Annotated in this window: 28 protein-coding genes; 19 read left to right on the top strand and 9 right to left on the bottom strand. The window is 42.1% G+C overall.

The features are described from left to right. Positions 1–3 precede the first annotated feature (3 nt). Positions 4–1257, bottom strand: coding sequence for a glutathionylspermidine synthase family protein (locus ACFVAD_RS12205; RefSeq protein ID WP_386640107.1), 1254 nt, complete (start codon positions 1255–1257; stop codon positions 4–6). A gap of 5 nt (positions 1258–1262) precedes the next feature. Then, positions 1263–1601 carry an aminotransferase yhxA gene (locus tag ACFVAD_RS12200; protein ID WP_386640104.1) on the bottom strand — a complete coding sequence of 113 codons (339 nt, stop codon included), beginning with the start codon at positions 1599–1601 and terminating at the stop codon, positions 1263–1265. A gap of 146 nt (positions 1602–1747) precedes the next feature. Between ACFVAD_RS12200 and ACFVAD_RS12195 the strand changes: the two genes are divergently transcribed. Further along, positions 1748–2203, top strand: a complete 456-nt coding sequence (locus tag ACFVAD_RS12195; RefSeq protein ID WP_386640101.1) for an RNA helicase — start codon at positions 1748–1750, stop codon at positions 2201–2203. A gap of 47 nt (positions 2204–2250) precedes the next feature. On the opposite strand, the gene ACFVAD_RS12190 is transcribed toward ACFVAD_RS12195, so the two are convergent. After that, complete coding sequence (locus ACFVAD_RS12190) at positions 2251–2955, bottom strand: DUF421 domain-containing protein (protein ID WP_386640098.1); 705 nt, start codon at positions 2953–2955, stop codon at positions 2251–2253. A 202-nt stretch (positions 2956–3157) separates the two neighbouring features. Between ACFVAD_RS12190 and ACFVAD_RS12185 the strand changes: the two genes are divergently transcribed. The 7 genes from ACFVAD_RS12185 (at position 3158) to ACFVAD_RS12155 (ending at position 8431) form a co-directional block, all read left to right on the top strand. Beyond that, positions 3158–3850, top strand: coding sequence for a response regulator transcription factor (locus tag ACFVAD_RS12185; protein WP_386640095.1), 693 nt, complete (start codon positions 3158–3160; stop codon positions 3848–3850). 88 nt (positions 3851–3938) lie between these two features. Then, positions 3939–4862 (top strand): ATP-binding cassette domain-containing protein, encoded by a 924-nt coding sequence (locus tag ACFVAD_RS12180; RefSeq protein WP_386640092.1) that lies wholly within the window; start codon positions 3939–3941, stop codon positions 4860–4862. Then, a complete protein-coding gene (locus ACFVAD_RS12175) occupies positions 4855–5604 on the top strand; it encodes an ABC transporter permease (RefSeq protein ID WP_386640089.1) in 750 nt (249 codons plus the stop codon). Before ACFVAD_RS12180 ends, ACFVAD_RS12175 begins: the two co-directional genes overlap by 8 nt. A 21-nt stretch (positions 5605–5625) precedes the next feature. Continuing rightward, positions 5626–6522 (top strand): sensor histidine kinase, encoded by an 897-nt coding sequence (locus tag ACFVAD_RS12170; RefSeq protein WP_386640086.1) that lies wholly within the window; start codon positions 5626–5628, stop codon positions 6520–6522. A 124-nt stretch (positions 6523–6646) separates the two neighbouring features. Continuing rightward, complete coding sequence (locus tag ACFVAD_RS12165; RefSeq protein ID WP_386640083.1) at positions 6647–6796, top strand: hypothetical protein; 150 nt, start codon at positions 6647–6649, stop codon at positions 6794–6796. Positions 6797–7103: 307 nt separating this feature from the next. Continuing rightward, positions 7104–7445 carry a PadR family transcriptional regulator gene (locus ACFVAD_RS12160; protein WP_386640080.1) on the top strand — a complete coding sequence of 114 codons (342 nt, stop codon included), beginning with the start codon at positions 7104–7106 and terminating at the stop codon, positions 7443–7445. Next, a complete protein-coding gene (locus tag ACFVAD_RS12155; RefSeq protein ID WP_386640079.1) occupies positions 7442–8431 on the top strand; it encodes a hypothetical protein in 990 nt (329 codons plus the stop codon). The genes ACFVAD_RS12160 and ACFVAD_RS12155 overlap by 4 nt, the downstream gene beginning before the upstream one ends. 67 nt (positions 8432–8498) lie before the next feature. On the opposite strand, the gene ACFVAD_RS12150 is transcribed toward ACFVAD_RS12155, so the two are convergent. Then, positions 8499–8912, bottom strand: coding sequence for a VOC family protein (locus ACFVAD_RS12150; RefSeq protein ID WP_386640076.1), 414 nt, complete (start codon positions 8910–8912; stop codon positions 8499–8501). 92 nt (positions 8913–9004) lie between these two features. On the opposite strand from ACFVAD_RS12150, the gene ACFVAD_RS12145 reads away from it, so the two are divergent. From ACFVAD_RS12145 to ACFVAD_RS12135, 3 genes are all read left to right on the top strand, one after another. Continuing rightward, the gene (locus ACFVAD_RS12145; RefSeq protein WP_386640073.1) at positions 9005–9646 is read left to right on the top strand and encodes an RNA polymerase sigma factor; all 642 of its coding nucleotides are present in this window, start codon (positions 9005–9007) and stop codon (positions 9644–9646) included. A gap of 220 nt (positions 9647–9866) precedes the next feature. Then, on the top strand, positions 9867–10439 hold the full coding sequence (locus ACFVAD_RS12140; protein ID WP_386640070.1) for a TetR/AcrR family transcriptional regulator: 573 nt from the start codon (positions 9867–9869) through the stop codon (positions 10437–10439). Between the two features lie 5 nt (positions 10440–10444). Next, a complete protein-coding gene (locus ACFVAD_RS12135; RefSeq protein ID WP_386640067.1) occupies positions 10445–11872 on the top strand; it encodes a serine hydrolase domain-containing protein in 1428 nt (475 codons plus the stop codon). Between the two features lie 105 nt (positions 11873–11977). Here ACFVAD_RS12135 and ACFVAD_RS12130 read toward each other — a convergent pair whose 3' ends face one another. Further along, positions 11978–13183 (bottom strand): MFS transporter, encoded by a 1206-nt coding sequence (locus ACFVAD_RS12130; RefSeq protein WP_224838087.1) that lies wholly within the window; start codon positions 13181–13183, stop codon positions 11978–11980. A 193-nt stretch (positions 13184–13376) separates the two neighbouring features. Between ACFVAD_RS12130 and ACFVAD_RS12125 the strand changes: the two genes are divergently transcribed. The 5 genes from ACFVAD_RS12125 to ACFVAD_RS12105 all read left to right on the top strand — a co-directional run bounded on the left by ACFVAD_RS12125 (position 13377) and on the right by ACFVAD_RS12105 (position 18152). Beyond that, the gene (locus ACFVAD_RS12125) at positions 13377–13832 is read left to right on the top strand and encodes a hypothetical protein (protein ID WP_386640063.1); all 456 of its coding nucleotides are present in this window, start codon (positions 13377–13379) and stop codon (positions 13830–13832) included. A gap of 475 nt (positions 13833–14307) precedes the next feature. Continuing rightward, on the top strand, positions 14308–15282 hold the full coding sequence (locus tag ACFVAD_RS12120; RefSeq protein ID WP_386640060.1) for an ABC transporter ATP-binding protein: 975 nt from the start codon (positions 14308–14310) through the stop codon (positions 15280–15282). Next, the gene (locus ACFVAD_RS12115) at positions 15269–16042 is read left to right on the top strand and encodes an ABC transporter permease (RefSeq protein WP_386640057.1); all 774 of its coding nucleotides are present in this window, start codon (positions 15269–15271) and stop codon (positions 16040–16042) included. Before ACFVAD_RS12120 ends, ACFVAD_RS12115 begins: the two co-directional genes overlap by 14 nt. Positions 16043–16275: 233 nt before the next feature. Continuing rightward, on the top strand, positions 16276–17211 hold the full coding sequence (locus ACFVAD_RS12110; RefSeq protein ID WP_386640054.1) for an ABC transporter ATP-binding protein: 936 nt from the start codon (positions 16276–16278) through the stop codon (positions 17209–17211). Next, entirely contained in the window at positions 17208–18152 is a 945-nt protein-coding gene (locus tag ACFVAD_RS12105) for an ABC transporter permease (protein ID WP_386640051.1), read from the top strand. Before ACFVAD_RS12110 ends, ACFVAD_RS12105 begins: the two co-directional genes overlap by 4 nt. A gap of 106 nt (positions 18153–18258) precedes the next feature. Here the strand turns inward: ACFVAD_RS12105 and ACFVAD_RS12100 are convergent, their stop codons facing one another. From ACFVAD_RS12100 to ACFVAD_RS12090, 3 genes are all read right to left on the bottom strand, one after another. Further along, on the bottom strand, positions 18259–18789 hold the full coding sequence (locus tag ACFVAD_RS12100) for a DinB family protein (RefSeq protein WP_386640048.1): 531 nt from the start codon (positions 18787–18789) through the stop codon (positions 18259–18261). A gap of 355 nt (positions 18790–19144) precedes the next feature. Beyond that, positions 19145–19690 (bottom strand): C1q-like domain-containing protein, encoded by a 546-nt coding sequence (locus ACFVAD_RS12095; RefSeq protein WP_386640045.1) that lies wholly within the window; start codon positions 19688–19690, stop codon positions 19145–19147. Between the two features lie 173 nt (positions 19691–19863). Next, positions 19864–20409: a complement C1q domain-containing protein gene (locus ACFVAD_RS12090; protein WP_386640042.1), complete on the bottom strand. Its 546-nt coding sequence runs from the start codon at positions 20407–20409 to the stop codon at positions 19864–19866. 464 nt (positions 20410–20873) lie between these two features. Between ACFVAD_RS12090 and ACFVAD_RS12085 the strand changes: the two genes are divergently transcribed. Then, positions 20874–21260, top strand: a complete 387-nt coding sequence (locus ACFVAD_RS12085) for a hypothetical protein (RefSeq protein WP_386640039.1) — start codon at positions 20874–20876, stop codon at positions 21258–21260. A 193-nt stretch (positions 21261–21453) separates the two neighbouring features. Here ACFVAD_RS12085 and ACFVAD_RS12080 read toward each other — a convergent pair whose 3' ends face one another. Beyond that, positions 21454–22011 (bottom strand): TetR/AcrR family transcriptional regulator, encoded by a 558-nt coding sequence (locus ACFVAD_RS12080; protein ID WP_224838093.1) that lies wholly within the window; start codon positions 22009–22011, stop codon positions 21454–21456. A 213-nt stretch (positions 22012–22224) separates the two neighbouring features. Here ACFVAD_RS12080 and ACFVAD_RS12075 point away from each other — a divergent pair, with 213 nt between their 5' ends. Beyond that, positions 22225–24282 (top strand): efflux RND transporter permease subunit, encoded by a 2058-nt coding sequence (locus ACFVAD_RS12075; RefSeq protein ID WP_386640036.1) that lies wholly within the window; start codon positions 22225–22227, stop codon positions 24280–24282. 2 nt (positions 24283–24284) lie between these two features. Further along, positions 24285–26081 (top strand): YhgE/Pip domain-containing protein, encoded by a 1797-nt coding sequence (locus tag ACFVAD_RS12070; protein ID WP_386640033.1) that lies wholly within the window; start codon positions 24285–24287, stop codon positions 26079–26081. Positions 26082–26167: the final 86 nt, after the last annotated feature.

Here is a 26167-nt window from a genome sequence, read left to right as displayed (position 1 = left end):
CCCTCACTCCTTCGTATCTTTAAACCCTACAGGCATAAAATAAGATAAATTATCAATAATTTGCTTTCCTAAACGGTATCCAAATGCACTTGCTTGTTCATTGATGAGAAAACAACCAATCATCATGTGGCCTTCTTTTTTTCCGGTGTTTGTCTGAAACACGATCTTCGGTAAGTCTATATACTCCTGGTACACCTGCACATAATCAACATAGCTGTTGTTGGGGTCTTCTTCTACCTTTTCCCCTGATGGAGCGTAGATTTTGACGGAATCGCCTTCTCTGCCGAATGTCGGCTTCTCCACATACTTTTTCCCAGCAGCAAGAAACGGCGCTGGTTCCAAGTAGGTGGCGAGAAAATATTCACCTATCCACTGGTGCTCCTCTGGGGTGAAATAATCGCTATCTTGCTCATGGAGCCCCCAAATGATGGCTTGAACTGCCTTTGATTGAAGCAAGAAGGCACTTAATGGATTGATGATGCTAAGCTTCTTTTGGCGGACCAGCTCCAGTAATTGCAACCCGACATTCGCCCCGGTGGCCTCATCCTTATCAAGAATGAGGGATTCAATCGGGAATGTTTGCCGGTACAGGACATCGATCCTTCTACCTTCCTCATCCAGCAGTGCTTCCCCTTCGATGATTTGCAGCTTATCCAAGGGAACATACTGGGCCGGAAGCTTGCAAAGCTCCTTTAAATACAACACCGTTTGTTTGTCCTCGAAATTTTCATCATGAGACGTAAACACGATGTTAGGGAACTCTTTTTTCTCCAATTCCTGATAGCTCTCGAAAATCGCATTCTTTACAGCTCTTCCTAGACGTTCCTCTTCGTTGTCATTAGGATTAAGACGCTGAAACTCCTGGCACACTTCCCCATTCATCATAAATAATTCTTTTATAAATGTAGGGGTGTCACTATTAATCTCTAATACTTTGTATGTATGGTTCGTTTTGACCAGATCCACACGCGAGATAATGGACTCTGCCTCTATGTTTTTGATTTTTAGGAAGGGAATCGTTTCTTTCGGATACCCCAGTTCAAGAAGCGTATCCTCATCAAGCTCCCGCAATACCTTTGCCGTTTTTGAAAATATCCTGCCTACTCGATCGGTCACCGTCCGAATATGCGCTGCTTCTGCTTGTTCAATCTCATGGCATGTGTAAAGTGCATACTCCTGGCCGTATAAATAACTCCAGAAAGTAGGGTACTTTCCATAAAAGATATCTCGTGGTGTCTGATTGGCTTGCTCATCCATCTATCTCATCCTCCTGTATAAGAGGAGCCGCTGCCAAAGCCTTTACTTGGCTTCGTATTTGATTCAAAGGTCGGGCTGTTGCGATAATTCTTATAGGATGAATCGTTTTTTAAGGAGGATTTACTTCCAAAGAAACCTCCGCCGTAATAGTAACTGCGATAATAACTGGAGGAATCATCATCACATTGATACACGCCTTCTTCGTTATTCCATTCATACTCATCACAACGATCATCTGTCGGTGCTGGCGGCAGGGTGCTTTCTTCTTCTGAGCCACACCCTGTCATACCTAAAGCGAAAATCGTGGCAGAAACGCTTGTTAATACTTTTTTCGTCTTTGTCATGGAGCCTACTCCTTTCCTGCAAAATCAACTAAGCTAATAGTAACAAAAAAAGGAAATGAAAAGGAGGGAGTTTTAAAAATATAAGATAAATATTTTTAAGTTTGATATGATGACAGTAAATAACAATTGAAGGCAGGTGTCACGCATTGGAACTGATTTATTATCTACACGATCGAGGAAGCTACAAGCCCATTTATGAGTATAAAAAAGGAACAGTCAGCGAGGATGAAATTTACGCAAGGCAGCTTTGTACCTTTTTCATTAAGAATGGAGTGCAATATAAATTAATATGCAATGAAGGGACTTTACATAACAGCACCGAAACGCTGACAGTGGAAAGAGATGATCTGGCAAGGGATTTTTATAAGCAAAAAACATATCCTGAGGGCATCCACCTGGAATTCCGCGAATATCGCTACCTTCAGGATATGCCGCTTCTTCATACAGAAGAATTGGAAAGTCATTGGACAGCCATCAAATATTTGCTGAAGGACATTATTCATCTGCCTGGCATTGGCGAATGTCACGTAGACTCCAAGGAAATCGATGAAGACCGCCAATGCTATGTGATTTACATATCGAAAATCGTGAAAGAAGGGTAGAGGCGTTCCGAGGGAAGCAGAGACCGTCCCGTTGCTTCCCGTTATATTCATTTATATAAGAAAACCCTAAGAGTATCATTACTATCAAGGGTGGCAAGCAAGACGTTCTTTACTTCAGCCTGATATTTAGTTTCTAAATGGGAAACCACCCACCCCTCGCTCTTATGAATATGACTCAATTCATCGGTAAGTATTCTGCCTTCCTTAATGATGGTATTAGGAAAATCGAACGTCCCTGTTTCCATTTTTATGGCTGAAGGTGTTAATGGTTCGTATTTTGGATCGAGAAAAACCGAGAACTTCCCGTCTGCCTCCCAGATTGCTAAGGCTACTTTCTTCACATCTTCAATTTTTTCTTCCCGCAATTCCTCCAATAACACATCTAAGGAGATTCTTGCTTTTTTTAATCCTTTGTGAAGGATTTCCCCATTTTGAACAATGGTAATAGGGGAAGGGGTAATAAGCTTCCTGAACCAGGGCCATTTGAGGATGGCAAAAATCCCAATAAGATACAAGACCACCAATACAACGGTTGTAATGATAGATCCTTTTAAACCAAGTTGTTCGTCGGATAGTGGGTGGGCAATAATGTTTCCGATGACTAATACAATTGCAAAATCAAGTGGTCTCAATTGAGAGATGGCACGCTGTCCCAATACACGGGCAACAATTAGTAAAAAGAAAAAAGCTATAATAGCTCGAAGAATCCATTCATAGGCAGTCAATGTTTCCTGGCCTTGGAAAAAATCCATATATGGCACATCCTTTACCAAATTGCTATCACTTAGTTTATCACTCAAGTAATTTTAATAACCGAAATACTTAATGAGAAATTTAAATACTGGACGGTTGGGATATGTTCGGAAGCGGCGAACCGTCCCTCTGCTTCGCCCTTGACATTGACCTTGTTTCCATAAATGATAATGGTATGGTAATAAATGTGAGGATGATAAGATGCAAGATACAATAAATATTTTAATAATTGAAGATGATGAAGATATTAGTCGTTTGCTTTGTAATATTGTGAGCAAGAATGGGTACTCGCCTAAGCCCGCATATTCAGGTACGGAAGCAATGGTTTATCTTGAAAGCGAGAAATGGGATATGGTCCTCATTGATCTTATGCTCCCTGGATTATCAGGTGAAGAAATACTGGAGAATGTAACAAGTAAGAGTAATGTTCCTGTCATTATAATATCGGCAAAGCTTGAAACACAATCAAAAATTAACGCCTTAAGAGCTGGTGCGGATGACTACATTACCAAACCTTTTGATATTGAAGAGGTTTCTGCCAGAATTGATTCTTGCCTAAGGAGATATCGCTTTTTAAGGGCTGTACCAACAGAGAATCAGATCTGCCAAAAAGATATTGTGTTGGATTCGGATACAAAAATAGTGAAGGTGAATGGGAAGTTACTCAAATTAACGGCGCGAGAATATGAGATATTACTATTAATGCTGTCTTCCCCGAATAAGGTCTTTACCAAAGCTAATTTGTACGAAAGTGTATGGAATGAAAAGTATTATGGAGACGACAATACGATAAATGTCCATTTGAGTAATATTAGGAATAAGCTCTCTAAGGCCAATCCAAATGAAGTGTACATTGAAACAATTTGGGGAATGGGGTACAAGCTTAAAACTTAAGGTTTTCTTAAGAATTAACTTAAGACTTTCTTATGTTTTCCTTCTTAAAGTATAAGGGAGTTCAAAGTTTCTAAGGAGGGAAAACTTAATGAGTGAATATGTTTTAAAAACAATTCAACTGTCTAAAAAATATCAAAATAAAATGGCGCTTAATAAAGTGAGTGTAACGATAAAAAAAGGATCTATTTATGGTTTTATTGGTCAAAATGGTGCAGGGAAATCAACGCTGATTCGATTGATTACTGGCCTTGCCTATCCAACAACAGGTACATTTGAATTGTTTAGGGATAATAGTGAACGGGATTTAATCGAGGCAAGAAAGCGAATTGGAACAATTATAGAGGGTCCTGCTTTATACCCGCAAATGACAGCTGCTGAAAATTTGGAAACGCATCGGCTTTTAAAAGGAATACCAGGAAAAGAATGTATTGAGAAAACTCTTAAGATAGTAGGATTACATGATACAGGGAAAATGAAAGTAAAGAATTTTTCTTTAGGGATGAAACAGCGTCTAGGGCTTGCGATCGCTTTATTAGGAGATCCAGAATTTTTGATTCTTGATGAACCTATCAATGGATTAGACCCAATGGGAGTAGTTGAAATTCGGGAATTATTAAAAAAGCTTAACCAAGAGTATGGGATTACCATCTTAATCTCGAGTCATATTTTAAGTGAACTACATTTATTAGCTACACATTATGGGATTATTCATAAAGGAGAATTGTTAGAGCAATTATCCGCAAAAGAACTGAAGGAAAAGTGTCAGCAGTATTTGCATATAAAAGTAGATAATCCTAACAAAGCTGCAACCGTTATAGAAAGCCTTTTGGCAACACAAGAGTTTGAAGTGATGCCAGATGGAACCATGAAGCTGTTTGCCTATGTAGATGTACCGGGTAAAGTCTCCAAAATCTTAACCAGTGAAGGATTGGTAATCGAAGAATTTATGCCAATGGGAGAAGATTTAGAGACATACTTTAGTAATCGCATTGGAGGGTTGCATCATGGGTAATTTACTGAAAACAGAATGGTATAAATTGAAAAAGGATCGATCATTTCGGTTCCTGACATGGATGTTACTCGCTGCTGCAGTTTTGTTTCCCCTAATTGAATTTGATAATGGTTCTGTTGGCCTTCCTACGGTAAAGGATTACTATTTGGAAAGTGTTCTTGGTACCCATGGGAATATCGTCAAGCTAATTCCTAGTATTTTAGCTGGGTTTTTTATTTCAAGCGAATACTCCATGGGCACGATGAAAAACATCGTTTCCTCTGGGAATAGTAGGGTGAAAATATATTTTGCTAAACTTTTGATATTCTCGGTTGGTACCATTATGATCTCATTGATATTACCGATTTTCATGACTGGTGCCAGCGCCATTTATTTTGGTTTTCAAGAGATGCCTGAATGGACATATTACTTCCAAACGGTAGGACTTATCATCTTGTTCGGGGCAGCCTTTGCGTCAATCATGGCGGTATTTTCTATCCTGTTCACAGACAGTGGAAAAACGATTGGATTTCTACTTCTGTTTTTTATATTTGTTGACTGGCCATTGCAAGTTTTAGCAGCAAAAGTGCCATTTTTTGAACCTATTTTAAATCATTCTGTTTTTAAATTAATTTACGATATTATCTTTGTTAACACCTTGCAAAGTGGTGAACTTTTAACCATTGTAGTTGTTCCGATTGTGACATTTTTTGCATTTGGTGCTTTAGGAAGCTTTATTTTTCAAAGAAAAGAAATTAAGTAATGATGAAGTGGGTGAGGTCATATGCTCTATTTATTTCTAACTGTTATGATAGCTTTCGTATATGTTCTCGCCCGTTTGTATCTACTGAAAAAGGAAATAAAAAATACAACTCGGCAACTCCATCAATTAAACCAAAATAAAACAGCTAAGAAGATTGATATTAGCTATCATGATAGTGATTTTGAGGAATTAGCAAAGGAAATAAATAACCAGATTGATTTAACGAAAAAGAAAGAGGCAGAAAAACGCTCGACTGAAAACGAGTTAAAGCAGGCTATATCTCATATTTCTCATGATATTCGTACCCCGATGACCTCGATAATGGGGTATATTCAATTTCTGGAATCGGAAGAAATAAGTAGTGAGATGAAAAAGGAATACATAGCAACGATAAAAAATAGCGCACAACGTCTAAAAGTCTTACTAGAGGATTTTTTCGAGTTATCAATCATTGAACAAGCAGATTATCCATTAAAAATGGAGAAGGTTAGGTTTAATGAGCTAGTTTTAGAAGTACTATTTGGCTTTTATGAGGAATTTAATAAGCGTAACATAGAGCCAGCAATCCATATCCCAGAAGATGATATTATCATGTTGCTCGATTCCTCGGCTACCAAAAGAGTAATAGAAAACTTAGTGGTTAATGCAATTAGATACTCTAGTGGGGAAGTTATTATTCAGCTTCAAAAATCTAAAACTTCCCTTCAACTTAAGGTTTCCAACTCTGTTGATGCGCTAAGTGAACAAGAAGTAAATCAAATGTTTGACCGTTTTTACAAGGCGGACCTGACAAGGACTGGCAAAGGTACCGGGCTAGGTTTACCGATTGCTAAAAGCCTGATGGAAAAAATGAACGGACATATTTATGCGGAATTAAAAGATAATCAATTAACAATGATTTGCGAGTGGGGATTTTAGGAAGCACGGGAAGCAAGGGGACGGTTCTCTGCTTCTGCCCTGAGCAGGGAATTCAGAGGAGAACTGTCCCGCTGCTTTTACAAAGTTAAAGAAACGTGGAGTTGATAAAGTGGAGTTAAAAAAGATGATACCAACCTTATGGGAGACAAAAAGGCTCACAATGGAAGACCTGTTAAAAGAGGATATTCAAACTGTTCAAAAGTTATATGAGCAAGGGAGTTTTGTCCATCATTGGGACGGCGGTAGCATAGACGAAGAGTATGCTGGGACTTGATACCATACATGGGATCTATGGAGACAAAGAATACGCTGCTGATCATTACGCTGACATGGAGTTAATCAAGTATTTGTGATATCTAACCATAAAAAACAGCCAATAAAGGATTAATAATAGTAAATCCGCCGTAATGGGGCGGATTTTTTGTGTTTACGAAGACTCCTCGAAAATGCGAGTATTTGGGACTACGTACGCTATTGAAGTCTTCGCAAAAAATTTTTCTTTAATTTGAGAACGATTATAGTGTATGATACATAGTATAAAGTATATAGTGTATAACATACAGTATAAATGAGGTGAAACGATGGATAGGTCATTACTGACATCCCTATCTACGGAACTGCGAAGAGGTACGTTGACATTAGCGGTTCTTAGTCAATTGCGAACTCCACAATATGGATATTCCCTTGTTCAATTGTTGGAGGAGAGCGGCATTTCTATCGAGCAGAGTACCCTGTATCCATTGCTTCGCCGCCTGGAAAAGCAGGAATTGGTTACAAGCAGCTGGGATCATACGGAAAGTCGGCCGCGAAGATATTACGTATTGAGTGAATTTGGAAAGGAAATATTGCAGCAATTGAAGGCAGAATGGGATAAGATGTCCCAGGAGCTGACCATGTTGCTAAAGGAGGAAAACGAAAAGTGAAGCTGATTGATCTTTACATTCAAGAAGTGACCAAAAGACTTCCCATCAAAACCCGGGAAGATATTGCCCTTGAACTAAAGTCTACAATAGAGGATATGCTCCCGGATGACTGCGCAGAGGAGGATGTGAAAGAGGTTCTTTCTTCCCTTGGTAATCCTGCTGTGTTGGCAAGCAATTATCAGGAACGTCCGATGCATCTGATCGGACCGCGGTATTATGATTTGTATGTGAGTTTGTTGAAAATGATCCTTCCGATTGCCATGGGTATTACAATGTTGGTTTTAATCGTAACCAGCATCTTCTCCTATTCAGGTGAAACGTCGTTATTGGATATGATTCTTACTATTTTAGGAGAAGGGATTTGGGGTGTAATCAGTACAGGAATCCAAGTGTTTTTCTGGCTGACCCTGGTTTTCGCTATCATTGAACGCACGGACTCTTCAAAGAACCAGCTTCCCATTACAAAGAATTTCACAGAATGGACACCTGATGATTTAAAGGATGTTCCATACCTTCCAAAAGAGAAAATGGTTTCAAAAGTGGAAGCTTCTGGCGGATTAATATGGACGATGATATGGGCCACTTGCTACTTTAATGCCGCCAATCTGGTAGGGATATATGAAAAAGGTGAGAGCGGACTTCGGTTTGTCATGCCTACCTTTAACCAAGAAGCCCTTCTCTCCTATTGGCCTCTGGTAGTCCTCATTATATGCTTGGAGTTGGCGCTCGTCGTCTTTAAGTGGAGAACGGCAGTCTGGACGAAATCACTGGCAATTTTTAATGCGCTGACACAACTGATTTCCTTGACCGTTTTCATTGTCATTCTCCGCGACTCATCCATCGTGAACGAGGCATTTGTCGCGTATATGAAAGAATTATTCGGATTAGGTTTCAGCATGAAATGGATATTCGTTGTGGCTGTGTTCAGCTTTATTTTCTCCGCTGTAGCTGAAGGATATAAAGGGTTTAAGAAAGCGCGGGGATGATGGGAGAACGGGGACGGTGCTACTGCTTCAGAAGTAGAGAGCCGTCCCCCTGCTATTAAATGTTCAATCAATAATTTTGAAGTTTTTTTACATTTTCACGATGGTAAGGTGAATCAATCACTTCGTTAACCACGCTAAATGAATTTCCATCTCTATCAAAGAAATCAAAAAATTTCATTCCTCCAAAATCATCTATTTCAGAAGTTACCACCCCTTTTTCATGGAAATGCCTGTAGGCTGCTTCAATGTCATCAACAAGGAAATTATAGTAACTATTCTTATTATTTCCTTTTATTGTAAATTCTGTTGGTTGTGGGGTCTCCACTTGTATTAGTGCCATTTGTGTCGGGCAGTTAGGAAAATAAAAACCTGCTCCTTCCTCCCACTCATCGATTTTTTTCACACCTAAATTCGTTTCATACCAAACCGTGGATTGCTTTAAATCAGTTACCGGAATAAAAATACCACCAACTTTAAACATACGATCACTCACTCCTTATTTTAAATTCATATGTTAAACGGATATAATAAAGAAAAAGTTACAATCAATTTAGATTTTTTGGAGGGGAAAAGTTGGTCTTTGATAATATAGAAGAAACGATTCAAAAACTATACAAATATTGCCTCAAGCTTTCACGATCTCCTTGGGGAGCAGAGGATTTGGTGCAAGAAACCATGATGAAGGCATACAAACTATCTAAAGAAAATCCAGAACGCATCCTTACCTATTCTTTTCTCTATAAAGTGGCAAAAAACCTGTTTATTGATGGGCAAAGAAAATACAAAAAAGAAGAACTTTCCTGTTACAATGTCGATGGAACAGTGGAAGATTTCGCAGATTTTGATAGCTTAATAGAAATACTGCTTATGACACTTCCATTGAAGCAGGCCATGCTCATCACCTTGAAGGATGTGTTTGGATATTCCACTAAAGAAATGGCTGCGATGCTTAGGGTCAGCAACGAATCCATTAAAACAGCGCTGCACCGTTCAAGAAGAATCCTTCAATCTTCGCCGCCTTCAGAACAAGCAGGTGATATACCACATCCAACCATACTCCAGGGTATCTCAACCGCAATAAAGAAGCAAAATCCGCAGCAACTATTTCTTTATTACCGATTACTGGAAGCCCGAAATTACAAAGTATTGCGCTCGTCCAATGCGAAGGGGTTTCATGTCATTGACCCAAGCGGGAATGTTTTGGAGGTACGATAATATCCCACTAAATCTTAAGCAGGGGTTTGGAAAATGACCTTTTCAACCCCTATATTCTATACTGAGTCTTCTTGCAGCTATAAGTCTCTTTTGTATGCTTCAATTATCCTAGGAAGCAGAGAAGTGTCCCGTTGCTTTTTCAAATAGTAGGAATTTATTGACATATATGAGTATTTATCATATATTTTGGTTGGTTGACCAACTAATAAAGGGGTTTCATATGGAGAAGAAAATGAATAAAAGAAAACAGTTAATAGATGCAGCGTATAAAGTTTTTGTGAAAAAAGGGTATCTTAATGCATCTATAAAAGATATTGCAAATGAGGCGATGATGACGCCTGGACTGGTTCATTACTATTTTAAAAATAAGGAAGAATTGCTACTATCCGTTCAGGAAGAAGTACAGACAAACTATCATCGACAATATGATGGGCAAACGCAGGAAATGCCGTCCCTTAAAAGTACCTTAAATGAAATCAAATCCAGAGCTCATGAGAATCCGGATTGGTATCGATGGAGATATGAAATCTATTCATTAGGGATAAAGGATGCGGAAGGCAATTTGGAACAGCAGGTCCGAACCGTACTCAAGAACGGCAGAGATAGCATTTCAAGACCGATGGAGAGCATATTAGGTGATACGAAGGAGGCTTCTTCTCTGGCAAGTGTTTTATTAGCTTGTTTTGACGGATTGGCACTTCAACGAATAGTAGACCCTGAGTTTGATATAGACCAATCCTATGAGGTGCTTCATAAAATGCTTGAACTATATCTTAATAAAGAGAAAGGATAGATGAAATGAGGAAATTAGTAATATGCCTATGGATACTCATCCTGATGTTTCCCCCATTACATACATCTGCATCGGAGAATAAGGAAATTACTGAACAAATCCAAGCATTTATGGATCAAGCAATAGAGGAATACAACATTCCAGGGGCTTCCTTGTCTGTCATACATAATGGCGCATCCATTTTCCAGGACAATTGGGGCGAGATGAGCAATGGAGAGAAGGTCACACAGGATACGGCCTTCTTGATAGGCTCTGTCTCCAAGCCCTTGACCTCCCTTGCGGTCATGCTACTTGTGGAAGATGGGAAAATAAATCTGGATAGTCCCATTGATGACTATATTCCTTGGTTCGCCTACCAGTCTGAGGGAAAAAAGATGATAACGGTACGTCACCTTTTACACCATACAAGTGGAATAAGTAATTTTGATGGATGGAAAGTGACGGATAACTTTGATCAGAATAATGACATAGAGGCGGCTGCCAAAAAGTTGAGTGGAGTCACTCTAGGTCATCCTCCCGGTGAGGTTTATGGGTATAATTCCGCCAATTATTTGTTATTGGGAGCCATTATTGAAGCAGTCTCCGGCCAGCCCTTTGCAACCTTTATGGAACAGCAGATATTCTTACCACTCGGGATGAATGACACCACCGCTGATTATGAAACCGCACTCCAACATGGCTTTGTAGCAGGCTATCAATCCTGGCTTGGGCAGCCCATGATAAGCAAAGGCATGTATGATCACGCCGGAGCCCCTTATGGGTATATGACATCCACTGCCAATGATTTAACGAGATTCATAGAATTTATGCTAGACGGAGAGGAACTTTTATCAGAGGAAGGATTCCGGATGTTGAAAAGTCCGCCTGAAAGTGACGCAAACTACGGTTTTGGGTGGCGTTTTCCAAAGGAAGGGATTACATATCCTTATCATACTGGTGCAACATCTGATTACCGAGCAGAAGTCTTCCTTCTACCCGAGAAAAACTTAGGTGCTGTGCTTCTTACAAATAAGTATCATGAGTTTGAGGCAATGTCCTATTTAAGTATGATGGATGGAATCCGAGCTATCATGGACGGAAATGATCCAAGACTGGTAGGCTTAGATAACAAGATTCAATGGATCACGTTAAGTGTTGTCGTCCTGCTTGCTATTCTACTATTCGTAAGTATTTACCGAATGATAAAAAAGGATGAGGTGAACAAAAAAATCTGGCTGTGCATTGGATTTATATCCATTCTCCTGGCAGCAGGAATCATCCCACTATTCACTTTCATTATGGGTGTATCCTGGCGTACATTAGGTCTTTTCGTGCCAGATATTCAATTCTTTATTACATGTATTGTGGTTCTGATTGTGCTGTACGGTATTGTTATCATTTTGACAGTTACCAGAAAAGGTTGGAATGCGCGGAAGAGGTTCTCTGCATCCTAGATTCACCGATCTTGGTCTTTGATTACATATATATGAAAAAAAAGAGTATTCCAGCGGGAATACTCTTTTTCCTCATTAATTAGCTATTCGATAAAAAGTGTAGGATTACGAAGTGGAAGCAGAGAACCGTCCCGTTGCTTTCTTATCCAACCTATAACTCAGGAATGTAAGTAAGCTAGCACAGACTGCCACGATCCCACCGACCCAGGTTACATGGATGAGGCCGCCTTGGTGGTAGACAATTCCACCCAATGCAGAACCAAAGGCGATGCCGACGTTGCTTGCGACAGGCATGAGCGATGCAGCGAGTCCGGTGGCATTCGGTTGATAGATTTTTGCAAGGTCTATCAGGTAGAGCTGGGTGGATGTGGTCAAGAGTATCGCCGTTAACGACATCAGTCCGATGTTTACAAGTCCCAGTGTAAAATGACCTGTCGTAAAGAATAAGCCAGCCAGAACTACTGCCTGCACAAGAAAGACAAACCGTAGGCGGCCAATTGCGTTGTGGCTTGCAATTTTGCCGGCCAGGATGTTGCTGAAGATCGAGATAAATCCGTACACGAATAAGATTAAGCTAATAGAGTAGCTTGGTGCTCCCATTACCTTCAGGATGGGAACAAGGTACGTAAAGACAGCATAGGTTGCCCCGAATCCAAGGGCAGGAATGAAAAAGGCTATCAGAATTCGCGGATTGGTCAATAAGGTGAACTGATCTCGGATCGAGCTGCGCACCTGACTGAGCTTGCTAGGAAGGACAAAGTAGGATGCAAGGAACGCCAATCCTCCCAGAATGGTAGTCAGTATGAAGGTGGCATTCCAGCCGAACCAGGATGACACGACCGTCCCGATCGGCACTCCGACCACATTCGCAAGAGTAAAGCCGCCGAAAACGAATGAGATGGCAAGTCCACGTTTTTTCGCGGGCATGGTTTCACTCGCCACAATCATGGCCAGGGAAATCAGCACGCCTGTCACAATCGCCGTCATGATTCGGAATGTAAGTAGCATTGCATACGATGTGGACAAGGCACACAACGCATTGAATAAAATGAAGGCTGCGATTAAAGCCAGCATCCATTTACGCTTTGGAAAATGGCTCGTTGCGGACATCACGAGCGGTGTTGCAATGGCAAAGGTAATCGCAAACGCAGAAACGAGTGTGCCTGCTTTTGCATTGGACATAGAAAGGCTGGAGGAAATATCCGTCAAGATCCCCACTATCACAAACTCGCTTGTCCCAAGAACAAAAGTTAATAAGGAAAGTGTTAAAATGAGCAGCCAATGCTGCCTCGTTAATTTATCAGAATGCATACATCTCTCTCTTTTCTTCGCTGTAATGTGTCATATGGTAGTTAAAACAACCTAAACATCATATCATAATACATGCTCTTCATAAAATTTTCTCGGAAGGAGATATTCGTCCCTAATGCTCCCTAGGAAGAATTCCGAATAGATTGGGGTATGGACCCATAGAGATAAATTCCAGGAAAGCAGGCGATCGTCCATGAACTTTTTCGATAAAATAAAGAGTGGCGTCAACCATATCAAGGAAGGAAAGGCTATACCTATCCCAGTCACAGCTAACATGCTGCAGGAGGTGCTTCGGCGAAATGATAAACTGCAGGATGTTGCGGTGGAAATCACGGAAGGCGAAATCATTGTCACCGGAAAAGCGGAAGCGGACCTTAAGGTGACCAGAAAGGACCTCTCATTTTCCATCACCCTCGAGCCGGTTCAGATGGAAGGAAGGGAGTTGGTCTTCAAGATTGCCAAACTAAAACCATTGAACCTTAGTATCCTCAATAAACGTATTTTTGATAAGCCGCCACACCTTACTTATAAGAGTGGTCATATTAGGATTGATTTTAATAGCTGGGAGATTATCCGTAAGATTCCGGTTGGAAAGATCAAGAGTTATAAGATGGGGGAAGGGGCGATTACGGTGATGGTGGGGGTTTAGGTAACGTATGTAGGAAAAATCTGATGCGTCCAGGTATCGGGAACTTGTTGGTGAAGTGGAAGTGGACATACCGACTCTTGATGCAGCTCGGGATAACATCATCAGTTTTCGTGAAAATGCAACGGAAGCCTTTCTGCAAATATGGAGGCTGCCACTCCTCACTATGTATCTACTCTGATTTTACCATACGCTGAGATGAGAACCTTTGATGTCTGCAAATGATTTATTTTCTCAGCGGGAAACTATGCATATTGCAGTCATATATAAAGGAATAAAGTCTTCTTTCGGTTGGAAGAAGACTTTTTTCGATTTCCTTATACTTTGAATAACTTTGGAAGCAGAGAACCAGCCCCTTGCTTCCTGACTCCCTCCCTCTCAGGACCGAGAAGAAATCCATCTGCTGGGTGTTTATATCTGTCAATTTACAGAATATAATGAAAACATAAGTGAAAAGTCCATAAAGTCGGAGGTAGCGATGGAGAAAATAATCGAGGTGCGTGGGATTCAAAAGCGGTATGTGAAGCGGAAGACGAAGGAAGTCGTGACGGCTGTGAATGATGTGTCATTTGATGTACATAGAGGGGAGGTCCTGGGGCTGCTTGGACCAAATGGTGCGGGTAAAACCTCCACTATTAAAATGATTTGTGGACTGCTGAAGCCAGATGAAGGCTCCATCTTCATTAATGGGCTGGACATCCATAAGAAGAGACTGAAAGCATTAACGCATATTAGCGCAGTTCTGGAGGGAAACCGGAATCTGTATTGGCGCTTGACGGTACGGGAAAACCTGGAGTATTTTGCCGGAAACAGAGGACATTCCCGAAAAGATGTGGCAGCGCAGATAGAGAAGCTGTTAGAACAGTTCAGCCTAAAGGAGAAAGAGCATGAGCTTGTGCAGGGATTGTCTCGCGGCATGCAGCAGAAACTTGCTATTGCGGTGGCCTTACTAGCCAACACAGATGTCATTCTGCTTGATGAGCCGACACTTGGCCTTGATGTGGAAATCAGTTATGAGCTTCGCGAAAGCCTAAAAAAGATTGTGCGGGAAGAGCAGCGTACCATCATTATCAGCTCACATGATATGCCGGTCGTCCAGGAGCTCTGTGACCGGACAATCATCATCAATAAAGGTACCGTTGTTGTGGATGAGAAAGTGGAGAATCTCCTCAACCTGTTTGAAACGAAAGCCTACTCCGTTACCCTCGGGAAGGCATTGAGTGCAGCCCAGAAAAAGAAGCTGACCACCATCTTTCCATTGAGCAAGTACGGAGAATCCCCGCTTCAAACCTTGGTAGAGGTGAACCTGGAGCGGAGTGAAGACATCTATCTTCTTTTTGACATTTTTAAAGAGGAAGGAACACCTGTGGAAAGCATCGACCGTACGACCATCGATTTCGAGCAGGTATTCCTGCAGATTGTGAAGGGGGAGAAGCGTTATGCAATGGCTTAATGTGCTAAATGCCAATGTACGGAAAGAATATATAGAATTAAAGCGTTATCTGCCAAACACCATCGCGCTTGTGCTCACCTTCTATTTTATTTTCCTCGGGGCGTTTTTCGGCATCATGTTTATTGGAGACCCGGCAACCTTCGATTCCAATGTGCAGTATTCCATTGTTAGTGTGGTGTTCTGGGGACTCACCCTGATGACAATGAACTTTATCGGCTTTGCCATTATTACAGAAGCGATGCGGGGAACCCTGGAGCAACTCTATATGTCCCCTAAAGGTGTTTGGAAAATCATGCTCACCCGTATCATCGGACAATTTTTGATACAGTCCATCTGCATGATCATACTATTATTTGCAGTGATGCTGACGTCCGGGCAATGGCTGAACCTTAACCCGATGACGACCATCCCGATCATTCTTGTGACGATGATCAGCATGGTAGGAATCAGCTTCATGATCGCAGGCCTTGCCATCATCGTGAAACAAATCCAAGCATTTCTGCAAATCTTTCAATTTATCCTGATGGCCCTTGTCTTCATCCCGCTTACCGTAGCACCATACCTCGTATTTGCACCGTTTGTAAAAGGGGTGAACATGGTAAGGGAGGTCATGATCGTAAACATGACATTAAGGGATATCGCTTGGATGGACTACGGAATTTTGTTGTTAAATTCAATTGTTTACCTGATTCTTGGTCTCCTTGTCTTCCACTGGTGTGAAAGGATTGCCATGAAAAAGGGGTTGCTTGGCCAATATTAAAGATTACTTCCCACTAAAAGGTTCTTTTCCTATTAGTGGGAAATTGTGATAAAATTAAGAAAAATTATAGATGTGAAAAGTGAGGTAGAGAATAGTCCCTGGGAGCTTGATGTTTTATGAGGGTAGAGCTATTTATTTTTATTCCATTCACTATATGAATCTATTTTTTTTTACAATAGTGAAATATTGAACAAGTAGAAGTACATGTAATCACTGAAAAGAGGGGAAAGAATATGTCTTATGCATTAGAAGTGAAGAATTTGACGAAAAGGATCGGAAGCAAAACGATTGTTAACGATGTAAGTTTTGCAGTGGAAAAGGGGGAAATCTTTGGACTTCTTGGACCCAACGGTGCAGGGAAAACCACCATTATCAGAATGATTGTCAACTTGATTAACAGGTCAGGCGGAAGTGTCATAATCAATGGGCATCATCTGGAAGACTCCTTTAAGTCGGCCATGAGCGAAATGGGAGCGATTGTAGAGAACCCAGAGTTTTACAAGTATATGTCTGGATACAAGAATATCAAACATTATGCCAATATGGCCACCAAGAAAATTACAAAAGAACGAATTCAAGAAATGGTAAGTCTGGTGGGTCTAGAAGAAGCGATCCATAACAAAGTGAAAACGTATTCCTTAGGGATGCGGCAGCGTCTTGGGGTAGCGCAGGCATTATTACATGAGCCTTCCTTGCTGATCCTTGATGAGCCTACAAATGGCTTAGATCCTCAGGGGATTCGCGAGTTCCGTGATTATTTACGGTTGCTTGCAAACAATGGGATTTCGGTTGTTGTCTCCTCTCACTTGCTGTCGGAAATGCAGCTGATGTGTGACCGGTTTGCCATCATTGAAAAAGGCGAGCTTATCCATATCTCCACAATGAATGAATCAGTCGGCACAGAAGAATCTTTAAGAGAGTATGCCTTTGAGGTAAGTGATGTAGACAAAGCCTTGGCAATTCTTCAGAGTAATGATTTTACTGACAAGATAGTGAAAAAGCAAGCAACGGAAGTTTTCCTATCCATTGTGAAAGAAGACGTCGCCAAGATTAATCGCTTATTTGTGGAACAAAATATAGACGTTTACGGAATTCAGATACTTAAAGCGACGCTTGAGGATCGATTCTTAGAATTAACAAACAAGGATAAAAAGGAGCAAATGGTATGATCGGATTATTCAAAAATGAAATGATGAAAATATTTTCAAAAAAATCGAGTTGGATATACATAGCGATCCTTGTTATTGGTGTGGTGGCAGGGGCAATTATCTATGATAAGGTTTATGGGGAGCCTAACGAAAATTGGAAGAGTGAAGCACAGGCGGAGATTGTGGAACTACAAACCGGGTTAGCTGAAGCGCCTGAAGATGAGAAGGAATTTTATCAATCACAAATTGATGAAAAACAGCAATTCATCGATGCTAACATCAACCCAACAGAAAAGGTAAGCTGGCACTTTATGAATGATGTGGTATTTGGGTTGACGATTTTTGTTACTTTGTTTACGGTCATTGTATGTAGTGCAAACGTATCTGCTGAATTTTCGGATGGTACCATTAAACAGTTATTGATCCGTCCACATCGCCGTTGGAGTATATTACTATCAAAATATGTATCTGTCATTCTCTACTCCGTTGTTATGCTTGCTGTTCTTCTGTTAGCAGGGTATTTAGTGGGTATCTTATTCTTTGGCGCTGGTGATTTCAGCATGAAGTCCATTGTCTATACGATGGATGGCCAAAAGGAAGTTGCCATCGGAACACAGTTTTTCACCAGCATCCTCTACTTTTTGCCAAGTTTATTAATGGTGATGACGATTTCTTTCATGCTGTCGACTCTATTCAAAAGTCAAGCGCTGGCAGTTGGGATCGGGATTGCAGTTCTTTTCTTCTCTTCCGTATTAGGGGGGATGATTATTTTCTTGGCAGAAAAATTCACGTGGGTAAAATTCCTGATCTTCCCGCACATGGACTTAACAATCTATGCACTTCAGGATAAAATCCTGCAAGATGTCACATTACCAATCTCTCTGACAATCTTGCTTGTCTACTACGTCATCTTTATGGCATTGACATTCCTTTTCTTCCAGAAACGGGACATCAGTATATAATAGGAATGGAAATAGGGACGATTCTGCTGCCTCCACCGCAATAGAACGCGGAAGCACAGGAACCGTCCCTTTCTTTTTTTTCGCCCTGCTTCATATTATTTTCCTGCTAGTTACCTTCTTGCTCCTGTAACTCCCTCAACAACTGAAAGATCTGTCCCCGATGTTGAGCTTCATGTTCTATCAGATGATATACCACCCACTCAGGGGTTACGTCATATTCCTCGAGCATCCGAGCCCTACGCCAATCCTCCAAATCCATGGAGTGGAAGTGGGAAAGAAGGACCTCCCTGACTTTACTGAGACGGTGAAGATGATCCTCGAGACTGTCTCCCTCCACGTGAACCAATCTCCCGTCATGCCAACCAACCATTGGAAAAAGAGCATTGATTTCTGGAGCCCATTCGTCTTTTTCCATGACATCTCCATATAGCCAACCCGCTTCCACATACGCTATGTGGTATAGAAGAGACCCGATTGAATGTCTGGCCCCGATTTTACTGTCCAGCTGGCTTTGGCTCATTCCTGATAATCGTTTGACAAGTTTTTTGCGAACATCTTCCAAACACCATAATGAGCGGCCGATTTCAGGTTCATAACCTGGTAGGGCTGTGATATGTAAGGTGGTTTTTATCGTCAATTCTATTTCCTCCTACTCTATTAAGACAGTTTATAGTAATATTCCTCATTCCCCTCCCATCTCCTGCAAGAACCTGCACCTGTAAAATTAAACAGGGAAAAGAGGAGTAGTAGTAAAGGTTTATTAGAAAAGCGATTTTTAAACAAACATTTGATTAAATTTTCATTAAAGATACATAGACCAATTGATAAAACTGCTCTATTAGGATATCGCTATTTAAATTTCTATACTGACAAAATTTATACGGTGTTAAATCCGCGCTTTTTAATCTTTTTCCATATAGAAGAGAAAAGGCACAACTGGTGTTACATCCAGTTGTGTCTTTCTGTGTTTATTTAGAGAACCGTCTTCTAATTTACGATACTTTAAATGCCTCAAAGTTCGTGCTGAAAGCTAAGCCGGGATCTTCAACGTCACTGAAAATGGTTCCAGCTGTTGAGCTTTGACCGAAGATTTCGACCAGATCACCAGCTTCCAATTGCAGAACGGCTGATACATTGAGGACGTTCAGGATGTTAAGTTGGTCCCAATAATCATTGTCAACTTGAACGGAGATGCCATTTACCACAATGTCTGCTCTTGTACGATACGGTACATTCTGGTTTGGTGAAAAAGTGAAGCTGGCCGCTACATAATAGATGCCACTCTCTCGGGGTACAAATGTGGAATTACCGGCATTGTATATGTTTCCGATATCGAATTGCTCTTCTTCAAACGTAATTTTAGTAGATTGACCTGCTGCCAGTGGTTGATTGGTTTGTTTCAATGCACGGAAGGCAGGTGTTCTGCGTTCTCTTTTATCCTTTCCGCAGTCCACATTAATCGTGATATCTTTGCAGTTGTCTTTATGTTTATGATGAAAAGTAGATTCTGGATCATTATAATAATGGAAAGTTTTCATTATATTCACCTCCCTTGCTTTCTAGTAGTATATGGAAATCTAGCAAAAGAGTTTGGGTGTTTATGAAGGAAGATTAATATTTATTTCTATTAATTTTTACTGAATAAAGATGAGGTGTTCCAGCATGGTGACAGTAATGCGAAATATGGAAGCGCCAGTACCGTCCTTCATTTTCACGACACCTTAAATGCCTCAAAGTTTGAGCTGAATGCTACGTTGGGTTCTTCAATGTCACTCACAATGGTTCCAGCTGTTGAGCTTTGGCCGAAAATTTCGACCAGATCACCAGCTTCCAGTTGCAGAACGGCTGAGACATGGACGACGTTCAGGAAGTTAAGTTGGTCCCAATAATCATTGTCGACTTGAACGGTGATGCCATTCACCACAATGTCTGCTCGGGTACGATAGGGAACATTCAGGTTAGGGGAAAAAGTTAGGCTGGCTGCTACATAGTAGATACCGCTCTCACGGGGAACAAAAGTTGAATTGCCGGCATTGTATATGTTCCCGATATCGAATTGCTCATCTTCATAGGTAATTTTGCTGGACTGGCCTGCTGTCAATGGTTGATTGGATAGCTTCAATGCACGGAAAGCAGGTGTTCTACGGCCTCTTCTATCCTTTTCGCAGTCCACATTAATCGTGATATCTTTGCAGTCGTCTTTATGTTTGTGATGAAAAGAAGACCCCTGATCACTTTTATAATGAAAAGTTTCCATATATTCACCTCCCTCGCTTCCTACTATTGTATGGAAATCTAGCAAATTGGTATGGGTGTTTAGGAGGGAAGGGGAATATTTTTTTGGAAGCATGGGGGTCGGTTCTCAGCTTCCTTTCTTAAACTGTGTTGCAGTCTTGGAATAGACTAGTTGGGAATACGTGCAATTGTGTTGTGGAAGAACTCTGCCAACTTATATTTATATAGGATTTTTTAAACAAACGTTTGATTAATCGGTGGTTGGAAGCTTTAAGGAAAGCTTTTATTGCTGTTCGGGGCATATCTACATTATTTTTAAGTATGTCAGGATAGCAAATCGGCAGGGGAAGCAGAGAACCGTCCCCTGTTTCCCCCATGAAACTTTTTCGCTTTTTTCAACGTATATAAGAAAATAAAATTTTATACAGTTTGGGAATGATGCAAATGTATTATACCTTGTTGATAGTAGGTTTGGTGTTATTGGCGATGGGGGTCTATTGGGTTGTTTTAATATACAAGAGAAAAGGGTTCGCTGCTTCGAATATATTCAAAGCTCTTTTGGCATTCATGCTTAGTGGATTATTGCTGGTAATGACTCTCCCCAGTTTAAAATACATGGTACTAAAAGAGTATGATGTTGTAAAAGGTGATTGCACAATAGAGATGGATTCGGCCGGGAGATCACCTTCTGTATCAATAAGAATGGTCGATACGGGAGAAATATTTGATTTTAATCATTTTCCGGATTTAGATTCATATGGCAGGGCGGTTCCTTACTATTGTGAGGTTACTGTCACAAAGGACCATGAATTTGTGATAGATTATAAAGTTTTCGATCATGAATCAAGAGTGCTTATACAAGGAAGCGAGTAGTTCTACTGGTTATCTAGGGGTTTTACTTGCAAGTTATATCTATATAGGAGATTTTAAACAAACGTTTGATTAAATATTATATTGGTGAAGTAATATAAAGGTTAAATTATGTTCGAGGAATAACGACATTATTTTTTGGTATATCGGAATAACATGTTATTAAAAGCAAGCAGAGAATCGTCCCCTTGCTTCGCTACCGCATATCCGACAACCCCCGATTAATAAAATGGTGAAGCAGCTCCGCCATTTCCTTGGGGGTCTTTTTCATGCCGTTTTCCAGCCAGTTCTTGATCATGTAGATGCTGCCACTTACATAGAAGATACTCAGGTAGTCATAGGTTTCGCGGTCGAGTTGCTTCTGGTCGGTCAGCCAGTTCTTGAAGATGAACTCCTTGGCGATGCTCATGCCTTTTTTCTGAAATTGGACCTCGGTGTGTTCGCTGAGCAGTATCCTGCAGATTTCGCTTTTGGCTGCGATGTACTCGAAGATTTTCTCAGTCATCTGGTAGGCTTCTTCTTCCTTGGAGAAGTTGTACTGATTGAGCGTTTGGATCATGTCCTCGGTGAACTCTTCGTCAATGCTATCGAGCAGGTCGTATTGGCTTGAGTAGTGGGCATAGAAGGTGGAGCGGTTGATATCGGCGTGCTCACAGATCTCCTTGATGGTGATGGAGGCGATGGGTTTTCCCTTCAGGAGTTCAAGCAAGCTTTCTTTCAGTACCATGCGTGTGTATTTCTTGCGTCTATCCATAGCGTTTATCTTTCCTTTCCTTCAATTGAAGCTCGGGGGAGTTCCAGGCATCAATTTATTTTGGAAGCAAAGAACCGTCCCCTGCTTACCCAACATTTCGTCCGTAAGTGTTGAGCAAACGACAAATAGAAAGCAACTGCTTGTTGAATGTCCAACACTGTGTCTTTTATAATAATAAAATGAAATGGTGAAAGATACAAGAGAGGATGAACGATGATAAATATTGCATCTCGTATCATTAAACATAAAAAGGCTGTTCTTATCGTATTTACATTGGTTACGATTATTTCCATGGTTGCGCAGTTTTTTGTTTCGGTCAATTACAATATGGTCGATTATCTGCCGGATGATGCACAGTCGACCCGTGCAATGGAGGTGATGGAAAAGGAGTTCACCGGTGCGGTTCCGAACACGAGAGTGATGGTTCCTGATGTCACTCTCCAGGAGGCTGTCTCCTATAAGGAGAAGTTGTCTGCGATTGACGGTGTGGGAGATGTGCTGTGGCTCGATGATGTGGTCGATCTGAAAACCCCGCTTGAGATGGCGGATGCCGAAATGGTGGAGACCTACTATAAGGATGGCAATGCCCTTTATTCGATCAGTGTCCGTGATGGCGATGAAGTGGCTGTCACCGATAGCATCTATGAGCTGATCGGGGAGGATGGGGCGATTGCCGGAGAGGCGATCAATACTGCTACGTCCCAGAAGATGGCGGGCAATGAATCGATGTATGCGGCCCTTTTGCTCGTGCCGATCATCATACTCATCCTGGTGCTTTCCACGACTTCCTGGGTCGAGCCGATCTTTTTCCTGACGGCGATCGGGGTGTCGGTGCTGATCAACCTTGGCACGAATATCTTTATCGGGGAGGTTTCCTTTGTCACCCAGTCGGTAGCACCGATCCTGCAGCTCGCGGTATCGCTCGATTATGCGGTATTTCTGCTGCATAGCTTTGCAGAATACCGGAAGAAGACGGATAATCCGGAAGAGGCGATGGAACTGGCGATGAAAAAGTCGTTCCCGGCGATTACGGCAAGTGCGGCCACGACGTTCTTCGGATTCATTGCCCTGACCTTCATGGACTTTGAGATCGGCGCCGATCTTGGGGTGAACCTCGTGAAGGGGATTGTGCTGAGCTTCATCAGTGTCATGGTGTTCCTACCGGCATTGACGCTTTATTTTTATAAATGGATGGATAAAACGAAGCATAGGAGCTTTGTTCCAAGCTTTGAGGGAATCGGAAACTTTGTGCTGAAGTTCAAGGTTCCAAGTCTGATTCTTGTTTTTGCCCTCCTCATTCCGTCGTTCATGGCCCAGAGCAATACCTCCTTTACTTATGGTTTCGGGGAAATACCGGAGGATACACGAACTGGCTCGGATTTCAAGCGGATAAACGAGACATTCGGGGAAAACACGCCGCTTGTGCTGCTCGTACCTAAGGGCGATGTGGCGAAGGAAGTGGAGCTCGTCTTTGAATTGGAGGAGCTTGATTATGTTACAAGTGTCATCGCCTATGTGAACACGGTGGATGCGGTGGTTCCGCCGGAGTACCTGGATGAATCGATCACAGATGAGTTCTACTCGGAAAACTATACCCGTATTGTGATCAATACGAATCAGGGGACAGAGGGTGACATTCCATTTTCCATTGTCGAAAAGGTGGAGAAAGCCGCTGCCGACTATTATGGAAAAGAGGCGCTCGGCCTAGGAGAGAGCGTGACCTTATTTGATATTAAAAATACCGTTACGAAAGATAACCTTCTTGTAAACATACTTACAGTTGTAACCATTGCACTTGTGCTCCTGGTCGGTTTCCGGTCGATCTCGATTCCGGTCGTGCTGCTCGTGACAATCCAGTCAGCCGTGTGGATCAACCTGTCGATTCCATACTTTACGGAGACTTCACTTGTGTTTGTCGGGTATCTGATCATCAGTACCGTACAGCTTGCAGCAACCGTTGATTACGGAATTCTTTTCACAGAAGCCTATCAGCATCACCGCAAGGAAATGTCTGCTGTCAAAGCGATGGTGAAAACACTGGATGAAAAGACGTTTTCAATTTCGATTTCCGCTGGGATCCTGTCCAGTGTCGGGTTCATTCTATGGATCACCTCCTCCAACCCGATTGTCGGGGCGATCGGGCTATTGCTTGGAAGAGGTACCTTGCTTTCTTTTGTGATGGTGCTATTTTTCCTGCCGGCCCTGTTGCTGGTGTCAGATAAATTGATCAGGAAAACGACGTATAGAGCTGATTTCTATAAGGAGAAGTGATGATGAGAAAACAATTACAATATACAATGCTTACCGGAATGCTTGTCCTGCCAACATTCATTGGTCATGCATCTGAAGCGGTGGCGGAAACAGAGGGTAGTGTCACGTCAAAGGATGAAGTGGTATATGCCACACTTAAGGCGAACGGGGAGCTCGGCCCGATCTATGTGGTCAATACGCTTGATGTTGCCCGGGCTGGTGAGATTCTGGATTATGGTGACTACAGTAACGTGAAAAATCTGACCGACTTGAGGAAGCTTGAAGCCGAAAATGAAGGTGTTCGTCTGAATGCGTCCGAGGAAGGGAAGTTCTTTTACCAGGGGAACCTGCCGGAGGGGACGGAACTTCCATGGGATGTCACGGTGACATACGTGCTCGATGGAAAAAAGGTGGGGCCTGCTGAATTGGCTGGAAAGTCCGGTAAGCTCGAAGTCCAAATCGAGACGTCTGAAAACGAGGAAGCCGGATCCGTCTTTTACGAAAATTACTTGTTGCAGGTTTCCCTGATGCTGCCAAACACCTATCAGGACATCGAAGCGGCGGACGGAATGATAGCAAATGCCGGGAAGAACAAACAGATTACCTTTACGATCATGCCTGGTCAAGAGGAGAAAATGACGGTGGCTGCAGAGGTGAAGGACTTTGAATTTGATGGCGTGCAGATTGCCGCTGTCCCTTCGACCTTGCCCATTGATACGACCGGAACGGAAGGCATGACAGAGGACATGGGGCAACTAAGTGGCGCCATCAAGCAACTGAACGATGGCGTTGCAGAACTCGAAAACGGGGTGTCCCAACTGAATGACGGGGCAGGGCAGCTTCGTGATGGATCATCCCAATACAAAAACGGAATGAACCAATTGCACGGCTCCACGGCTGAGCTTGTCCATGCATCGAGCTCAATCCAGGATGCCCTCAAGAAGATTAATGCCGGCCTTTCCGGCGATGCGGCACGGGTTGATCTATCCGAGTTGGCGGAACTGCCTACCGGTCTAACGCAATTGGCGGATGGCTTGAAGGAGACAGCCAATGGTATGGCTGCATTAAAGGATAACTATGCGAAAGCCTATGGTGCAATGGATGGCGCAATCAAGGAAATACCGGCTCAACAGCTTTCAGAGGAAGAGGTTGCGGAGTTGTATGCGAGTGGTGCGGATCCCGAGACGGTTGATAAACTGGTAGCTTCTTATTCGGCTGCCCAAAAGGTGAAGGGTACCTATGACCAGACAGGGCAGGCATTCGCCGCAGTGGAACCATCCTTGAATCAGATGGAAGAAGCGGTGAGAGGTATGAGTGGGTCGCTGAGCTCCATCGCAGCCGAACTCTCCGCATCATTAAAAGACACTGACCTCAGCGGGCTTGCCGAGCTGCAAAAAGGTATTGCGGCACTTTCCTCCAACTACAGTGCCTTTCATTCCGGACTGGTGAGCTACACAGGTGGCGTGAGTGAGCTATCCTCCTCTTACGGAAAATTGCACACCGGTCTTGTGGAGCTGAGTGAAGGTACAGGCGAACTGGAAAACGGTGTCGGCGAGCTGCAGAACGGAGCAGCTGAGTTATTTGAGGAAACAAAAGACCTGCCCGCGCAGATGCAGGCAGAAATCGATAAAATGATCCAGGAATACGATAAATCCGATTTCAAGCCGGTATCCTTCGTCTCGCCGAAAAATGAAAAAGTCTCTTCGGTGCAGTTCGTGATTAAGACGGAAAGCATCAAAAAAGAAGAGCAGCCGACGAAACAGGCAGAACAGGAGAAGAAGAAAGGATTCTGGACGCTGTTGAAGGAACTGTTCAAATAATAAATGAAAAAAACACAAAACAAGAACGCTTGGATTTTAGCTTCCAAGCGTTCTTGTAATATAATGACCACTAAGTAGCTATATAG

This window comes from Sutcliffiella sp. NPDC057660, assembly GCF_042800035.1.
Classification (GTDB): domain Bacteria; phylum Bacillota; class Bacilli; order Bacillales; family Bacillaceae_I; genus Sutcliffiella_A.
This window is presented reverse-complemented; position numbering and strand designations above follow the sequence as displayed.

What these genes read in the sequence shown, in the direction of transcription:
- ACFVAD_RS12205 (WP_386640107.1), bottom strand. Translation starts at nt 1,257, where the DNA reads ATGGATGAGCAAGCCAATCAGACACCACGAGATATCTTTTATGGAAAG.
- ACFVAD_RS12200 (WP_386640104.1), bottom strand. Translation starts at nt 1,601, where the DNA reads ATGACAAAGACGAAAAAAGTATTAACAAGCGTTTCTGCCACGATTTTC.
- ACFVAD_RS12190 (WP_386640098.1), bottom strand. Translation starts at nt 2,955, where the DNA reads ATGGATTTTTTCCAAGGCCAGGAAACATTGACTGCCTATGAATGGATT.
- ACFVAD_RS12185 (WP_386640095.1), top strand. Translation starts at nt 3,158, where the DNA reads ATGCAAGATACAATAAATATTTTAATAATTGAAGATGATGAAGATATT.
- ACFVAD_RS12180 (WP_386640092.1), top strand. Translation starts at nt 3,939, where the DNA reads ATGAGTGAATATGTTTTAAAAACAATTCAACTGTCTAAAAAATATCAA.
- ACFVAD_RS12175 (WP_386640089.1), top strand. Translation starts at nt 4,855, where the DNA reads ATGGGTAATTTACTGAAAACAGAATGGTATAAATTGAAAAAGGATCGA.
- ACFVAD_RS12170 (WP_386640086.1), top strand. Translation starts at nt 5,626, where the DNA reads ATGCTCTATTTATTTCTAACTGTTATGATAGCTTTCGTATATGTTCTC.
- ACFVAD_RS12165 (WP_386640083.1), top strand. Translation starts at nt 6,647, where the DNA reads ATGATACCAACCTTATGGGAGACAAAAAGGCTCACAATGGAAGACCTG.
- ACFVAD_RS12160 (WP_386640080.1), top strand. Translation starts at nt 7,104, where the DNA reads ATGGATAGGTCATTACTGACATCCCTATCTACGGAACTGCGAAGAGGT.
- ACFVAD_RS12150 (WP_386640076.1), bottom strand. Translation starts at nt 8,912, where the DNA reads ATGTTTAAAGTTGGTGGTATTTTTATTCCGGTAACTGATTTAAAGCAA.
- ACFVAD_RS12140 (WP_386640070.1), top strand. Translation starts at nt 9,867, where the DNA reads ATGGAGAAGAAAATGAATAAAAGAAAACAGTTAATAGATGCAGCGTAT.
- ACFVAD_RS12135 (WP_386640067.1), top strand. Translation starts at nt 10,445, where the DNA reads ATGAGGAAATTAGTAATATGCCTATGGATACTCATCCTGATGTTTCCC.
- ACFVAD_RS12130 (WP_224838087.1), bottom strand. Translation starts at nt 13,183, where the DNA reads ATGCATTCTGATAAATTAACGAGGCAGCATTGGCTGCTCATTTTAACA.
- ACFVAD_RS12125 (WP_386640063.1), top strand. Translation starts at nt 13,377, where the DNA reads ATGAACTTTTTCGATAAAATAAAGAGTGGCGTCAACCATATCAAGGAA.
- ACFVAD_RS12120 (WP_386640060.1), top strand. Translation starts at nt 14,308, where the DNA reads ATGGAGAAAATAATCGAGGTGCGTGGGATTCAAAAGCGGTATGTGAAG.
- ACFVAD_RS12115 (WP_386640057.1), top strand. Translation starts at nt 15,269, where the DNA reads ATGCAATGGCTTAATGTGCTAAATGCCAATGTACGGAAAGAATATATA.
- ACFVAD_RS12110 (WP_386640054.1), top strand. Translation starts at nt 16,276, where the DNA reads ATGTCTTATGCATTAGAAGTGAAGAATTTGACGAAAAGGATCGGAAGC.
- ACFVAD_RS12105 (WP_386640051.1), top strand. Translation starts at nt 17,208, where the DNA reads ATGATCGGATTATTCAAAAATGAAATGATGAAAATATTTTCAAAAAAA.
- ACFVAD_RS12095 (WP_386640045.1), bottom strand. Translation starts at nt 19,690, where the DNA reads ATGAAAACTTTCCATTATTATAATGATCCAGAATCTACTTTTCATCAT.
- ACFVAD_RS12090 (WP_386640042.1), bottom strand. Translation starts at nt 20,409, where the DNA reads ATGGAAACTTTTCATTATAAAAGTGATCAGGGGTCTTCTTTTCATCAC.
- ACFVAD_RS12085 (WP_386640039.1), top strand. Translation starts at nt 20,874, where the DNA reads ATGGGGGTCTATTGGGTTGTTTTAATATACAAGAGAAAAGGGTTCGCT.
- ACFVAD_RS12080 (WP_224838093.1), bottom strand. Translation starts at nt 22,011, where the DNA reads ATGGATAGACGCAAGAAATACACACGCATGGTACTGAAAGAAAGCTTG.
- ACFVAD_RS12075 (WP_386640036.1), top strand. Translation starts at nt 22,225, where the DNA reads ATGATAAATATTGCATCTCGTATCATTAAACATAAAAAGGCTGTTCTT.
- ACFVAD_RS12070 (WP_386640033.1), top strand. Translation starts at nt 24,285, where the DNA reads ATGAGAAAACAATTACAATATACAATGCTTACCGGAATGCTTGTCCTG.